Origin of the sequence: Methylobacterium sp. WL12 (genome assembly GCF_008039475.1) — a bacterium.
GTDB lineage: Bacteria > Pseudomonadota > Alphaproteobacteria > Rhizobiales > Beijerinckiaceae > Methylobacterium > Methylobacterium cerastii.
Window position 1 is genome coordinate 1 of sequence record NZ_VRUW01000029.1, and the last position, 13,279, is coordinate 13,279.

At 71.4% G+C, this 13,279-nt stretch carries 13 protein-coding genes and 1 tRNA gene; 6 read left to right on the forward strand and 8 right to left on the reverse strand.

Annotation, left to right across the window (positions count from 1 at the left end; translation table 11 throughout):
* Positions 1-194 precede the first annotated feature (194 nt).
* Positions 195-2,042 (reverse strand): chloride channel protein, encoded by a 1,848-nt coding sequence (locus tag FV226_RS12970; protein WP_147763221.1) that lies wholly within the window; start codon positions 2,040-2,042, stop codon positions 195-197.
* A 132-nt stretch (positions 2,043-2,174) separates the two neighbouring features.
* Here FV226_RS12970 and FV226_RS12975 point away from each other — a divergent pair.
* Positions 2,175-2,251: transfer RNA gene (locus tag FV226_RS12975), tRNA-His, on the forward strand.
* A gap of 261 nt (positions 2,252-2,512) precedes the next feature.
* Here the strand turns inward: FV226_RS12975 and FV226_RS12980 are convergent.
* From FV226_RS12980 to FV226_RS12990, 3 genes are all read right to left on the reverse strand, one after another.
* Positions 2,513-3,559, reverse strand: a complete 1,047-nt coding sequence (locus FV226_RS12980) for a KpsF/GutQ family sugar-phosphate isomerase (RefSeq protein ID WP_147753023.1) — start codon at positions 3,557-3,559, stop codon at positions 2,513-2,515.
* 153 nt (positions 3,560-3,712) lie between these two features.
* Entirely contained in the window at positions 3,713-5,128 is a 1,416-nt protein-coding gene (locus tag FV226_RS12985; protein ID WP_147763222.1) for a cytochrome P450, read from the reverse strand.
* A gap of 142 nt (positions 5,129-5,270) precedes the next feature.
* Positions 5,271-6,521, reverse strand: coding sequence for a nucleoside transporter C-terminal domain-containing protein (locus FV226_RS12990; protein ID WP_147763223.1), 1,251 nt, complete (start codon positions 6,519-6,521; stop codon positions 5,271-5,273).
* Positions 6,522-6,747: 226 nt separating this feature from the next.
* On the opposite strand from FV226_RS12990, the gene FV226_RS12995 reads away from it, so the two are divergent.
* From FV226_RS12995 to FV226_RS13005, 3 genes are all read left to right on the forward strand, one after another.
* Positions 6,748-7,626 (forward strand): alpha/beta hydrolase, encoded by an 879-nt coding sequence (locus FV226_RS12995; protein ID WP_147763224.1) that lies wholly within the window; start codon positions 6,748-6,750, stop codon positions 7,624-7,626.
* A gap of 121 nt (positions 7,627-7,747) precedes the next feature.
* Positions 7,748-7,876, forward strand: coding sequence for a TFIIS helical bundle-like domain containing protein (locus FV226_RS13000; RefSeq protein WP_147726177.1), 129 nt, complete (start codon positions 7,748-7,750; stop codon positions 7,874-7,876).
* A gap of 43 nt (positions 7,877-7,919) precedes the next feature.
* Positions 7,920-8,351, forward strand: a complete 432-nt coding sequence (locus FV226_RS13005; protein ID WP_147763225.1) for a CsbD family protein — start codon at positions 7,920-7,922, stop codon at positions 8,349-8,351.
* Positions 8,352-8,428: 77 nt separating this feature from the next.
* Here FV226_RS13005 and FV226_RS13010 read toward each other — a convergent pair whose 3' ends face one another.
* From FV226_RS13010 to pdxY, 4 genes are all read right to left on the reverse strand, one after another.
* Positions 8,429-9,214, reverse strand: coding sequence for a 3-hydroxybutyrate dehydrogenase (locus FV226_RS13010; RefSeq protein ID WP_147763226.1), 786 nt, complete (start codon positions 9,212-9,214; stop codon positions 8,429-8,431).
* Positions 9,215-9,298: 84 nt separating this feature from the next.
* A complete protein-coding gene (locus tag FV226_RS13015) occupies positions 9,299-10,054 on the reverse strand; it encodes an NUDIX hydrolase (RefSeq protein ID WP_147763227.1) in 756 nt (251 codons plus the stop codon).
* Complete coding sequence (locus tag FV226_RS13020) at positions 10,047-10,904, reverse strand: PhzF family phenazine biosynthesis protein (protein WP_147763228.1); 858 nt, start codon at positions 10,902-10,904, stop codon at positions 10,047-10,049. Before FV226_RS13020 ends, FV226_RS13015 begins: the two co-directional genes overlap by 8 nt.
* Positions 10,905-10,950: 46 nt before the next feature.
* The gene (gene pdxY, locus FV226_RS13025) at positions 10,951-11,799 is read right to left on the reverse strand and encodes a pyridoxal kinase PdxY (protein WP_147763229.1); all 849 of its coding nucleotides are present in this window, start codon (positions 11,797-11,799) and stop codon (positions 10,951-10,953) included.
* Positions 11,800-11,904: 105 nt separating this feature from the next.
* On the opposite strand from pdxY, the gene FV226_RS13030 reads away from it, so the two are divergent.
* Together FV226_RS13030 and FV226_RS13035 are read left to right on the forward strand one after the other, a co-directional pair.
* Complete coding sequence (locus tag FV226_RS13030) at positions 11,905-12,426, forward strand: DedA family protein (RefSeq protein WP_147763230.1); 522 nt, start codon at positions 11,905-11,907, stop codon at positions 12,424-12,426.
* Entirely contained in the window at positions 12,426-13,202 is a 777-nt protein-coding gene (locus FV226_RS13035) for a cobalamin-binding protein (RefSeq protein WP_147763231.1), read from the forward strand. Before FV226_RS13030 ends, FV226_RS13035 begins: the two co-directional genes overlap by 1 nt.
* Positions 13,203-13,279 lie beyond the last annotated feature (77 nt).

Consider the following 13,279-nt stretch of genomic DNA (forward strand, 5'->3'; position numbering starts at 1 on the left):
TGCGGGTCCGCACGATGACGCTGCCGGACGCCTACCAGGACCACGACAGCCCCGACAAGATGTACGCCGAAGCCGGCCTCGACGCCGCCAGCATCGTCAAAAAGGTCGAGGAAATCCTGCCCGAGCGGAAGGCGCGGCCGAGCAACGTCGTCAGCGTCGGTCGCCGCCCGCGCTGAGCGCCGGCCGACCGACGCTCAGTCCGCCTCGCCCTGCATCGCCCGGCGCTGGCGGTCGAGCTCGTCGCTGTAGCGCTTCAGCGTGTGGCTCTCGGTGAGCATGCCGATCACCCGCCGGTCGTCGAGCGTGTCGACGACCGCCAGGGCCTCGCTCTCGGTGCGATCGAAGGCCGCCGACGCCTCCTTGGCGTTGAGTTCCGGTGTCAGCACGTCGTTGGGGTGATGCAGGATTTCGGCGAGTGGCGCCGGCGTGCCGGCCTCGTCGCGCGTAGCGGCGTGTGCCTCGGGCACCAGGACGATGCCGGCATAGCGCCCGGCTTCATCGACCACGATCACCCGCGATGGCGAGCCGAGCGGGTGGGCGCGCAGGAAGGTCGCCATCGGCGTGTCGAGGGGAATGGTGCGCACGTCCTTGCGCATCAGCCGGCCGACCGTGAGGCTGCGGATCCAGCCGACGTCGTGGGCGCTGCGGATGCTCTCGCCGCGCAGGTGGAAGCGCCACGTCGCGAAGGAATAGCCGAAGGTCTTCCGCACGGTGAGCGAGGAGGCGATCACCGCGACCAGGACGAGGCCGGTGATCGGCAGGCTGCCGGTCACCTCCAGCGCCAGGAACGTCATGGTGAGCGGGCCGCCGATGACGGCCACCGCGAGCGCGCTCATGCCGATGACCGCGTAGGCGAGCGGCGTCAACCCGAAGGCGGCGAGCCCCGGGATCACCTCGGGCGCGACCGTCGCGAACAGCTTGCCCGCGAGCGCCCCGAGGAACAGCGAGGCGAAGAACAGGCCGCCGCGGAACCCCGACCCGATCGAGATCGCCGAGGCCGTCGCTTTGCCGACGAACAGCAGCGCGAGCGCCACCGTGCCGTAGCCTTCGGCGCCGTCCGCAAAATGCACGTGCAGGGCGCCGTGGCCGCCGGACAGGACCTGCGGGCCGATCGCGAGGGCGAGCGCCCCGACGCAGAGCCCTCCGAGCGCGGGTCCTGCCGCCCGCGGGATGCGCGTCGCCGCCACCCCCTGCTCCACCAGCGTGACCCCGCGCATGATCAGGATGCCGAGGCCGGCGCAGAGCAGGCCGAGGACCAGGCTCGGCAGGGTGTCGGCGCCCGTCACCGCCGCCGTCGTCACCGCCTGCACGTTATCGAGGGCGACGAGGGGCTGGGCCGCGACCAGGCCGCGCGAGACCAGGCTGCCGCAGAGCGCGGCGACCATCACCGGCGTCAGCGTCGCGATCGAGTAGGTGCCGATGATCAGCTCGAAGGCGTAGAACGCCCCAGTCAGCGGCGCGCCGAAGGCGGCGGCGATGGCGGCGGCCGAGCCGCAGCCGACCAGCGTGCGCAAGTCGTTGCGCCGCATCTCGAAGGCGATGCCGAGGCGCGAGGCCAGCCCGCCGCAGATCTGCGTGTAGCCGGCCTCCAGCCCAACCGAGGCGCCGCTTCCGTTCGAGATCACGTTCTGAACCGCGACGTAGAGGCTGTCGCGCAGCGACATCCGGCCGCCATGCAGGGCGTTGGCCTCGATCGGATCGATCACCGGCCGCCTGCGCCGTCCGCGGACCGCGCTGGCGGCAAGGATCACGAGGCCGAGCAGGATGCCGCCGAGGCAGGGGCCGAGCAGCAGAGCCAGCGGCGTCACGCCGTCGGCCGCGCTCAGGCGGGTGCCGTGCGGCAGGCGGTACAACGTCTCGCGAAGGGCTTGCGTCGCGACGGTCATGCCCGCGACCGCCGCGCCGGCGACGCATCCCGTCACCCCCGCGAGCACCACCAGGCCGACTTCGCTCCGGCGGACGAGGACGCGGAGCCGGCCGGGCGCCTGGACCACGGTGGCGCGCCCCCAACGGCGCCGCGGGGGTTCGGCGGTCTGGCTCATCGTAGGGCGGGCTTGGAACGACGGGTCACCCCCGATCCTTTAGGACGTCGGTCCGCCCGTCGTCCACAGACGGATGCGCGTTCTCCAACCCGCTTGAAATGCCGACGCCGCCACGATACACCCCGCCGCAGTGCCGCCGTAGCTCAGTTGGTTAGAGCGCTAGATTGTGGATCTAGAGGTCCCCCGTTCGAGCCGGGGCGGTGGTACCATCGAATTTTCGGGTGGTCGAAGGGGTTGGCGGATCGCCAGCCCCTTTTTCTTTTCGGGCCCACGGGGCATGACCGGACGCCCTCATGGGACTCGTCCGCCCGTAGGGCTCCCGTTCGACCGGAGAAGGCTTTCGCGTTCTATGGCGGCACCGCGCTCCAGAACTTCGGCGCCGTTAGCATCTGGATGCGGGTGGAGCTCTACGGCGCGTTATAGCGCCGCCTCGGGCTGACCCCGGACATCCGCGAAGGGTCGCGAGCCGATCAGACCACGCCGGCCCGGAGCAGGTCGTGGATGTGGAGGATGCCGGCGGGGCGGCCGTCCTCGACCACGAAGATCGCGGTGATGCGCTTGCGGTTCATCACCTCAAGGGCGGCACTCGCCAGGAGGTCGGCCTCCACCACGACGGGGGCGGCGGTCATCACCTGCTGCACGGTGGTGTCGAGGATCGCGGGTCCCATGTGGCGGCGCAGGTCGCCGTCGGTGACGATGCCTATCAGGCGCGCATCCGCGTCGATCACGCCGACGCAGCCGTAGCGGCGCCGGGTGATCTCGATCAGTACGTCGGACATGACCATGTCGTCGGGCACGAGCGGGACCTCGTCGCCGGTGTGCATGAGCTGGCGCACGGCCTTCAGGCGCGCCGCGAGGGTACCGCCCGGATGCAGGGTCTTGAAGCGCGCCGAAGTGAAGCCGCGGCTCTCGACCAGGGCCACCGCCAGCGCGTCGCCGAGCGCCAGCTGGATCAGGCTCGAGGTGGTGGGGGCGAGGTCGTGCGGGCAGGATTCGCGGACCTTCGGCAGGGCCAGCAGCACGTCCGCCGCGCGGCCGAGGGTGCTGTCGGCGTTGCAGGTGATCGCGATCAACGGAATCGAGAAGCGCCGGGAGAAGCTAACGAGGTCGCCGAGTTCCACCGTCTCACCCGACCAGGACAGGGCGACGATCACGTCGTCGGGGGCGATCATGCCGAGGTCGCCGTGGCTCGCCTCGGTGGGATGGACGAAGAAAGCGTGCGTGCCGGTCGAGGCCAGCGTCGCGGCGAGCTTGCGGCCGACATGGCCGCTCTTGCCGATACCGCAGACGATGACGCGGCCTTTCACCGACACGATGGTCTCAACCGCACGCTCGAAGGCGGCGCCGAGGTCGCCCTCCAGAAGGCCGATCACCTCGTCGAGGGCCGACATGCCGAGGCGGAGGCTGCGCACCGCGATGGCGCGGCTGTCGCCCTCCCCCGCGGCGACCGCGTGCAGGCGGGGCGCAGACGGCTTCGCGGGTTTCTGCGCGATCGGGAACGCGGTCACGTGCGACATGGGGCATCCGCAAAGGATCCCGGCATCGAGAACGCGCGCCGGGCTGGCTGAAACGGCATCTTGCCCGTTTGGCGGGCGTCGCCGAGGCCTAGGTTCCGGCCGTGGTTTAAATGTGACGGCGCGATGTCGCAGAGCGCCTGTCGCGAAGCCGGCTCAGCGCGGCACCAGCGTGAAGTCGGGCGCGTGCTCGGGCTGGGTCGTCACCACCGCCGCCGGCAGGACAGGCTTGGTGTCGGCGAGCGAGATCCGGAAGCGGCCGACGATGCGGGCGAGCGCGAGCACCGCCTCGGTCAGGGCGAAGTGCGCGCCGATGCAGACCCGAGGGCCGACGCCGAACGGGAGGTAGGCGTAACGCGGGATCGTCGGCGCGCCGGGCAGGAACCGGCCCGGGTCGAAGGCGTGCGGGTCGTCCCAGAGGCGGTTGTGCCGGTGCAGCACCCACGGTGAGATCATCACGATGTCGCCGGCCGCGATCTCCACGCCGGCGACGCTGTCGGCCTGCAGCGCCCGCCGGACGATGACGAAGGCCGGCGGGTAGAGCCGCATCGTCTCGTCGATCACTGCGCGGGTCAGCGGCAGCCGCCCGTCCTGAGCGCAGCCGGCCGGGGCGGTGAGGTCGGCGCCCTGCGCCTCGCGCGCCACCTGCTCCTGCAGGTCGGGCGCGAGAGCGAGGAGGTAGGCCGCCCAGAACAGCAGCACGGCGGTGGTCTCGTGGCCGGCGAGGATCATCGTCGCGACTTGGTCGCGGACCTCGGCATAGGTGAAGGCCGCCCCGCTCTCCGGGCTGCGGGCCGCCATCATCAGGTCGAGCAGGTCGCGGTTCGTGCGCGGCGTCGCGTCGGCAGCCCGCGCTTCGATGATTTGGCTGAGGAAGGGGGTCCAGCGCTTCCGGAATCGCGCCCGCGGGAAGTCGAGGGGCGCGCGCCAGGTCGGCGGCATCACGATGTCGAGGAGGTGGGGCCGGCCGAGCCGCTCGGAATACTCAGCGATGAAGCCGCGAAGCGCGTCGCCGTGCCGGTCCATCGCCACCGAGAACATGCTGCGCCCGGCGATCTCCAGCGCCAGCCTGTGCAGGCTCGAAAACAGCGCGACGGGGCCGCGCGCGGCGGCGACCTCGAGGTCCACGATCGCGTCGCCGATCGCTTGGTCGATCAGCGGCACCAGCCCGTCGATCGCCTTCGGCGTGAACGCCGGCGCGAGCGAGCGCCGCTGGTGGCGCCAGGGGGCGCCTTCGCTGATCAGCAATCCGTCGCCGAGGATGGGACGGAGGATGCGGACGGAGCCGGCGGTGCGGGCGTAGTTCGCCTGGTTGTCGACGAGCACGCGCCGGATCGCATCGGGATCGCTCAAGGTGAAGCTCGACCGCCCGAGGAGGCTGCGGCGGGTGATCGGCTCCTCGTAGGCTTGGCGCGGCCAGCCGACGAGGGCGTTGGTGCGCAGCGCCCCGAGATAGGAGAGGATCGGCGGCTCGCGCTCTGGCGGAACCCGGAACGGCGGCACGATCCGCGGCGTCGCGGGGCGCGAGCCTGCGGAGTCCTTCGTCGCCGTTGGGTCGAGAGCCGCCGTCATGTCCGTCCTCTACCGACCGGGTCGCAGCCTGTCGCGCCGCCCCGTCGCAATCCGCCCCGCGGGGAAAACCGGTGCGAGAGCCCCTGCGATGCGGCGCCCTTCTACACGCTTGCGCGGAACGGCGTGAGGCCGACGATCCGCCTCAGCCGGCGATGAAGAGGCCCGCGATGGCGGCGCTCGTGAGGTTCGACAGGGTGCCGGCCAGGATGGCGCGCAGGCCGTAGCGGGCGATCTCGGAGCGGCGCTCGGGCACGAGGCTCGAGAAGCTCGCGAGCTGGATCGCGATGGACGACAGGTTGGCGAAGCCGCAGAGCGCGAAGCAGACGATCGCTTGGCTCCGCGTATCGAGAACGCCGCCCTTCAGAGCGGGCGAGATGTTGGCGTAGGCGAAGAACTCGTTGAATGCGAGCTTCTGGCCGATGGCGCCGCCGACGAGCGTCGCGTGCTCCCACGGCACGCCGAGCAGCCAGGCGAGCGGCGCGAGCGCGGCGCCGAGGATGGATTGGATCGAGGCCGCCGGATATCCGGCGAGCCCGCCGACATAGCCGACGAGGCCGTCGGCCAGAGCGATCAGGCCGACGAAGGCGATCAGCATCGCGCCGACGGCGACCGCGACCGCGAGGCCTTTCTGCGTCCCGTCGGCGGCGGCCTCGATCAGGTTCGCCGCCCGGGTCTCCCCGAAGGTGACGCGGGTCGTCGCGATCCGCGTCGGCTCGGTCGAGGGCATCAGCAGCTTGGCGTAGAGCAGGCCGCCGGGGATCGCCATCAGCGAGGCGGCCAGCAGGTAGGTCATCGGCACGCCGAGCGCCGCGTAGCCGGCCAGGATCGAGCCCGCGGTGGAGGCGGCGCCGCTCGTCATCACCGCGAACAGCTCGGCCCCGGTGAGCAGCGCCAGGAACGGCCGCAACGCCACCGCGATCTCGCTCTGGCCGATGGCGATGGTGATCACCGCCGAGAACGACTCGATCGGGCTGGTGCCGACCACGCGGCGCAAGCCCTCGCCGACGATCCGGGCGGCGGCCTGCATGATCCCGAGGTGATAGAGCACGCCGATGAGTGCCGAGACGTAGAGGATCTGCGGCAGCACCCGCAGAGCGAGGATGAAGCCGCTACCGCCGAACAGCTCGAACATCCGTGGCTCGACGAGGCCGCCAAAGAGGAACGCGGTGCCGCGGTCGCCGTAGCCGAGCACGGTCTGGACGAAGCCCGCCGCCGCGGCGAGCCCCGCTTGGCCCGCGGGCACGAACAGCACGAGGGCGCCGAGCCCGGCCTGGAGACCGAGCGCGGCCAGCACCACGCGCGGGCGGATCGCCCGACGGTTCGTGGAGAACAGGACGGCGACGGCGAGCAACAGCACGATGCTGAGGCCGGCATGCAGGAGGCGATCGGACATCGGTCCCTTGAAAGCGCGTTGGCTCGACGAAGATCATGGAAGCTTCGCGCCAAGCGCTCGCCGACGCCATCGCCCGAATGCCGTTTGAGCGCCGGTGATGCGCGAATGCGGCGCTCGGCGACGCCGGCGCCTGTTCATGGCGCTGGGGCGAACCTATCCTGCTCGGCCAAAGGCACGGTCGGCACGCTCGTGCGAACCTCACCGACGACCTGGAGCGGACGACAACATGGCGAGCCTGCGCGCGCATCTCGCGTCCTACATGGTCAGGCGCAACGTCCGGAACCGGCTCGGGGCGATGGACGACGTGGCAAAGATCCGCGCCGTGTTCGGCGGCCGGACGTTCCCCGACCCGGCCGGCGCGACCTACGAGGCCGGCACGGTCGGCGGCATTCCGGGCGAATGGGTCAGGCCGGCCCATGCGAAGGGGCCGGAGCGGCGGCTGCTCTACCTGCACGGCGGCGGCTTCGTCGCCTGCTCGCCGAAATCCCACCGCCCGGTGACGGGCGCGCTGGCCGAACGCGGCTTCACCATCTTCGCCCCCGACTACCGGCTCGCGCCGGAGCATCCGTTTCCGGCCGCCACCGAGGACGCTTGCGCGGCCTGGAACGCCTTCGCGGCGCACGGGCCGGCTTCGATCGCAGGCGATTCTGCCGGCGGCAACCTCGCTTTGGTGGCGATGCTCTCGGCCCGCGACCGGGGGCTACCGTTGCCGACGGCCGCGGCCCTGTTCTCGCCGGTGACCGACTTCCTCGCCCGCGACGGTTCGCGCGTCAGCAATGCGCAGCGCGACGCGATGTTCGACCCGCGGGCGATGCTCAACCTCGGGCCGCTGTATCTCGGCGGCGTCGACCCGGGCGACCCCCGGATCTCGCCGCTCTTCGCGGACCTCGCCGGCCTGCCGCCGCTGCTGTTCCATGTCGGCGAGCGCGAGGTGCTGCGCGACGACTCCGTGCGGATGGCCGAGAAGGCGCGCGCGGTCGGCGTCACCGTCTCGATCACGGTGTTCCCCGTGGTCAGCCACGTCTGGCAGTTCGCCCACAGCATGCTGCCGGAGGCGCGCGCGTCGCTGGACGGCGCGGCGGAGTTTTTGCGCGCCGCCGCTTAGGTCGTTCCGGCCGGCTTCGCTCCGCGGCAACGGGCTCGCGCATGACGGAACGCGGTGCGGCGATCGGCCGTTGAGGAGGCAAGCTGCGCCGTCGGTCGGCGCCAACCTCGCGGAGAGAGCCATGAGCCTGATCGGACGCATCGTCACCAAGCTTCTCGGGAACGAGGACCGCCAAGTGGTCCGAGACGACCGCAACGCGAGCTCGGCCTCGCCGATCGGCCGCCTCGTCACGAAGATTCTGGGCAAGTAGTCGCTCGCACCGAACCAGCACAACGAACGCGTAGGAGGTGACCATGGTGGATACGGATCGCATCGTCGGCGGTGCCAAGGAACTCGGCGGCAAGATCCAGGGGGCGGCCGGCGACTTCGTCGGGTCGAACCGCGACTCCGCCGAGGGGCGCCTGCGCGAGGCGCAAGGGCGCGCGCAGGACGCCTACGGACAGGCGAAGGACACCGTGCGCAGCGTGGCCGACGAGGCCGGCGACCGCGCGCAGGACGCCTACGGTCAGGCCAAGGACGCCTACGGCCAAGCTCGCAGCAAGATCCGCGATGTCGCCGACAACGTCACGGACTACGCCTCAGATGCTTACGATCGTCGCGGCGACTACCTGCGCGACGGCCGCGAGGCGGTGTCTTCGCGGGTCGAGGAGAACCCGCTGGTGGCGCTGATGATCGCAGGCGCCGTCGGCTACGGCCTCGCCCTGCTGCTCCACGGGCGTCGCTGACGCCGAGGCGTCTCGAAAGCGAGCCGCGACCTCGAAACACCCCGTCGGACCTGTCCGGCGGGGTGTTCTCGTTTGGCCTATTGCGCGGTCCAGCCGCCATCCATCGAGATGTTGGTGCCTGTGATCTGGCTCGCCGCGTCCGAGCACAGGAACAGGGCGAGCGCAGCCACCTGATCGACGGTGACGAACTCCTTCGTCGGCTGCGCCTTGAGCAGCACCTCGTCGATCACCTGCTCCTTGCTGAGCCCGCGCGCCTTCATCGTATCGGGGATCTGCGCCTCGACCAGCGGCGTCCAGACGTAGCCGGGCGAGATGCAGTTGACCGTGATCTTGTGCGTCGCGAGTTCCAGCGCCGCGGTCTTCGTCAGGCCGGCGATGCCATGCTTGGCTGCGACGTAGGCCGACTTGTAGGGCGAGGCGACCAACGAGTGCGCCGAGGCGGTGTTGACGATCCGTCCCCAGCCGCGCGCCTTCATCCCCGGGATCGCCGCCTGCATCGCGTAGAAGGCCGAGGACAGGTTGATCGCGATGATCTGCTCCCACTTCGCGCCGGGAAACTCCTCGATCGCCGAGACGAACTGGATGCCGGCATTGTTGACGAGCACGTCGACCGAGCCGAACTTTTCCTCCGCCTCGCGCACCATGTCGCCGATCTCGGACGGCTTCGACATGTCGGCGGCCGAATAGTGTGCCCGCACGCCGAACTCGGACTCGATCGCGGCCCGCGCCGCCTCGATCGCGTCGGCCTCCCCGAAGCCGTTCAGCACCACGTTCGCCCCGTCGCGCGCCAACGCGCGGGCGATGCCGAGCCCGATCCCGCTGGTCGAGCCGGTGACGAGCGCGGTTCTGGAAATCAGGGTCATGCGGGGCTCCGGGATGGCGGCTGGATGTCGCGAAAGCCTGCCCGATGCACCGCCGGTTGTCGACGCATCGGGGTCACGGACCGGTCAGGGCATCACATCGGCGGCGCCCGTCTCGGCCTCGAACGCGCTGGCGAGGTAGGCGCGCACGAACCCCGGCATCGCACCGTCGAGGTCGTCGGCACCGCGAACGGTCACGATGCCGGAGAGTTCCGGCTCGTCCTCGCGCAAGGCGTAGAGTTCCATGCGCTCGACGAGGGCTGCGGCCGGCTCGGTGAAGCGCACGGGGCGCAGGAAGGCGAGCTGCCCCTCGCCGCGCAGGCACACCCATTCCTCGGTCGCGCCGTCCGGCACCCGCAGGCCGGTCTCCTCAAGAAGCTCGCGCGCGGCGCTGCCGGAGAAATCGACGGACTCTCCGCGCACGTCGTCCAGGTCCGGCGTGCCGCAGGGGAAGTAGATCTGCCCGGCGTTGGCGGTGTGCACGCCCATCCGCCCGAGCAGCACCGCGCCGTCGGCGCTCCACGGCACGATCGCCGCGAAGGCGTTGGCGACGTGCCCGTCCGGCGAGCCGCCGTCGCGATAGGCCAGGAACCGCGAATACGGCGTCTCGAACAGGTCGAGGCGGCAGGTGTCGTCGTCGATCGCGCATCCGCAGGCGACGAGCACCGGCCCATCGAACAGGGCGGGCTGCGCCGCGCGGCGGCGCCTCCAATTGTCGTCGATGCGCTCGGCGTTGTCGCGCGCCCAGGCCCAATCGTAGGTCACCAGCCGCGCTTCGAGCCGCGCGAGGCGGACGACCTCGAAGCCGTAGGGCCGCGGATCCGGCGTCGGGCGGTCAGACATGCAGCAGTCCTTCCGAGACGATCAGCGCCGCACCGCCGATCTCGACCGAACGCAGCGCCCCGGCCTCGATGACGAGCTGCAACGCGATCTCGCTCGGGCGGCCCATCGCGACTCCTTGCGTGATCGCCACGTCGTGGGTGCCGTCGCTGAGGGTCTCGAACTGCATCAGCACGCCGGCGAAGGCCGCCGCCGCGGAACCCGTCGCCGGGTCTTCGGGAACGCCGAGCGCCGGTGCGAACATCCGGGCTTGGAACGCGCGTGCGCCGCCCGCCTCGTCCGGCGCGTAGAGGAAGAAGCCGTCCTGCGAGCCCGCAAGCGTACCCGGCTGCGCCGCGTCGAGGCGGGCGCGCGACACCACCGGGACGAAGGTGAAGCTCGGGCCCACGCCGTGCCGGCTCGGACGATACCTGCCGAAGCCGACGTCTTGCGCCGTCAGCCCGAACGCCGCGGCGAGTTCGGCGGCCTCCGCGGCGTCGCCGAGGGACTCGGGCAGGATCGGGAGCTTGAAGCGGGCGCGCCCCGCCCCGTCGCCGACCTCGACGACGCAGGGGATCGTGCCGACCGTCTCCTCCAGGCCGAACGCGACGGCGTCGGCGGTCCCGGCATTCTCCGCGCGCAGGGCCAGCAGCACGGCGGTGCCGATCGTCGGATGCCCGGCGAAGGGTAGCTCGCGGGCCGGCGTGAAGATGCGCAGCCTTGCCCGGTGCCGCGGGTCGTCCGGAGGCATCACGAACACCGTTTCGGACAAGTTGAATTCGCGGGCGATGGCCTGCATCGCCGCCGTGTCGAGCCCGCCGGCGTCGAGCACGACGGCGAGCGGGTTGCCGGCGAGCGCCTGCGTCGTGAACACGTCGAGGTGACGAAGCGGCGTGGCATCGCAGTTCCTTCCTTCTCGCTCAGACCGTCTCGACCGGGAACGTCTCGGTCGGCGCGACGAACTCGTCCTGCGCCGCCACCGTCAGGATCTCGCGCGAGCCTTCGGCGAGGGTGCGCCGCAGGATCCCGTGGACCGAGGCCGCGGCCATCCCGAGTGCGAGCGCCGCCGAGCGCGTGCGGGCGTAGTGCACCAGGAACAAGGCGGCGATGCAGTCGCCCGCCCCGTTGACCGACAGGTCGAGGCGGGGCGTGCGCACCCGCCAGAACGCGCCGCCTTCGCCGGCCAGCATGTCGATGGCGTCGGCCGGCGTGGCGTCGGTGGCGAGCGAGGTCACCAGCACCACCCGTGGGCCGCGGGCCTGCAGCGCGGCGACGGCGCGCTTGGCGTCGGCGAGGGTGCCGCTGGTCAGGCCGGTCAGCAGATCGAGCTCGAACTGGTTCGGCGTCAGGATGTCGGCGGCGGGCACCGCGCGGTCGGCCATGAACTCGGCGATGCCGGGGCGGACGTAGACGCCGCGGCCGATGTCGCCGATCACCGGGTCGCAGGCGTAGAGCGCGCGCGGGTTCTCCGCCCGCACCGCCGCGACCGCGCCAAGAATCGCGGTCCCGATGTCGGCCGAGCCCATGTAGCCGGAAAGCACGCCGTCGCAGGACCCGAGCACCCCGCGCTCGCGGATGCCGGCCACGAGGTCCTCCACCGCCGGCCCGTCGAACACCCGGCCACGCCAGGCGCCGTATCCGGTGTGGTTGGAGAACTGCACCGTGTGGATCGGCCAGACCTCGACCCCGAGCCGCTGCATCGGAAACACCGCAGAGGCGTTGCCGACATGGCCGTAGGCGACGTGCGACTGGATCGACAGGATGTTCATCGCGATGTCTCCCCGCGGCTCTCCCGCGCGCATCGGTCCCGCGGCGTGTTACCGGCTTTCGGCACCGCGCGCACCCGGCGCGGCTCACCCTGGAAAAGACAGGTCATGGACTTCGAATCGCTGCGTGCCTCCGCCCTCGCCTTCGTCGAGGCGCATCGCGCCTGGACACCGCTGATCGTCGGGGTGCTCGCCTTCTGCGAATCGATCGCCTTCCTGTCGCTGCTGGTGCCGGCCACCGTGATCCTGGTCGGGATCGGGGCGATGGTCGGCGCGGCCGACATCCCGTTCTGGCCGGTGGTGGCCGCCGCGGCTTTGGGCGCGGCGCTCGGCGACTGGCTGTCCTACGAGTTCGGCCGGTACTACGGCGAGGGCGCCAAGCGGCTTTGGCCGATGCGGCGCTACCCGGAGATGGTCGCCAAGGGCGAGGTCTTCCTCAAGCGCTGGGGCGCGGCCGCGGTGGCGGTCGGGCGGTTCTTCGGGCCGGCCCGCGCGGTGGTGCCGCTGATCGCCGGGATGTTCGGCGTCGCCCGGCTGCCGTTCCAGCTGGCCAACGTGCTCTCGGCGATCGTCTGGGCCTTCGTTCTCCTGGCGCCGGGCGCCGGCCTGCTCGCGTGGTTCCAGCGCTGATGCGGCGGTTCCCGCCCGAGCGCGTCGTCTGCCTCACCGAGGAGACCGTCGAGACGCTGTACCTTCTCGGCCAGGACCACCGCATCGTCGGTGTCTCGGGGTACGCGGTGCGCCCGCCGCAGGTCCGGCGGGAGAAGCCGCGGGTGTCGGCCTTCACCAGCGCGGACCTGCCGAAGATCCTGGCGCTCGAGCCCGACCTCGTCCTCGCCTTCTCCGACCTGCAGGCGTCCATCGCCGCCGACCTCGCCCGCGCCGGCGTCGCCGTACACCTGTTCAACCAGCGCGACGTGGCCGGCTGCCTCGCGATGATCCGCACGGTCGGCGCGCTCGTCGGCGTGCCGGACCGTGCGGAGGCCCTGGCGCAGGGTTACGCCGACGACCTCGCGCGAGTGGCCGCCGAGCTCGCCGGTCGGCCGCGGCCGCGGGTCTACTTCGAGGAGTGGGACGCGCCGATGATCTCCGGCATCGGCTGGGTCTCCGAGTTGGTCGGCATCGCCGGCGGCGACGACGTGTTTCCCGAGCACGCCCGGATGGCCGCAGCCAAGGACCGGATCGTCGGGCCGGAAGCGGTGATCGCTGCGGCGCCCGACGTGATCCTCGCCTCCTGGTGCGGCAAGAAGGTCAACGTCGCGCGGATCGCGGAGCGGCCGGGATGGGCAGCGATCCCGGCGGTGCGGTACGGGCGCATCCACGAGATCAAGTCGCCGCTGATCCTGCAGCCCGGGCCGGCGGCGTTCACCGACGGGTTCGCCGCGATCCGCGCCGCGCTCGCGTGATCTCCCGCCGCAGGTGACAAGGCGAGTCAGGCCTTGGCAAGATGCCGCGTCCCGATTCGGCACAGGCCGCCACACGA

Bases quoted from the DNA above. Each gene is read 5' to 3' on its own strand.
- FV226_RS12970 (WP_147763221.1), bottom strand. From the start codon at position 2,042: ATGAGCCAGACCGCCGAACCCCCGCGGCGCCGTTGGGGGCGCGCCACC.
- FV226_RS13010 (WP_147763226.1), bottom strand. From the start codon at position 9,214: ATGACCCTGATTTCCAGAACCGCGCTCGTCACCGGCTCGACCAGCGGG.
- FV226_RS12980 (WP_147753023.1), bottom strand. From the start codon at position 3,559: ATGTCGCACGTGACCGCGTTCCCGATCGCGCAGAAACCCGCGAAGCCG.
- FV226_RS13030 (WP_147763230.1), top strand. From the start codon at position 11,905: ATGGACTTCGAATCGCTGCGTGCCTCCGCCCTCGCCTTCGTCGAGGCG.
- FV226_RS13005 (WP_147763225.1), top strand. From the start codon at position 7,920: ATGGTGGATACGGATCGCATCGTCGGCGGTGCCAAGGAACTCGGCGGC.
- pdxY (WP_147763229.1), bottom strand. From the start codon at position 11,799: ATGAACATCCTGTCGATCCAGTCGCACGTCGCCTACGGCCATGTCGGC.
- FV226_RS13000 (WP_147726177.1), top strand. From the start codon at position 7,748: ATGAGCCTGATCGGACGCATCGTCACCAAGCTTCTCGGGAACGAGGAC.
- FV226_RS13035 (WP_147763231.1), top strand. From the start codon at position 12,426: ATGCGGCGGTTCCCGCCCGAGCGCGTCGTCTGCCTCACCGAGGAGACC.
- FV226_RS13015 (WP_147763227.1), bottom strand. From the start codon at position 10,054: ATGTCTGACCGCCCGACGCCGGATCCGCGGCCCTACGGCTTCGAGGTC.
- FV226_RS12995 (WP_147763224.1), top strand. From the start codon at position 6,748: ATGGCGAGCCTGCGCGCGCATCTCGCGTCCTACATGGTCAGGCGCAAC.
- FV226_RS12990 (WP_147763223.1), bottom strand. From the start codon at position 6,521: ATGTCCGATCGCCTCCTGCATGCCGGCCTCAGCATCGTGCTGTTGCTC.
- FV226_RS12985 (WP_147763222.1), bottom strand. From the start codon at position 5,128: ATGACGGCGGCTCTCGACCCAACGGCGACGAAGGACTCCGCAGGCTCG.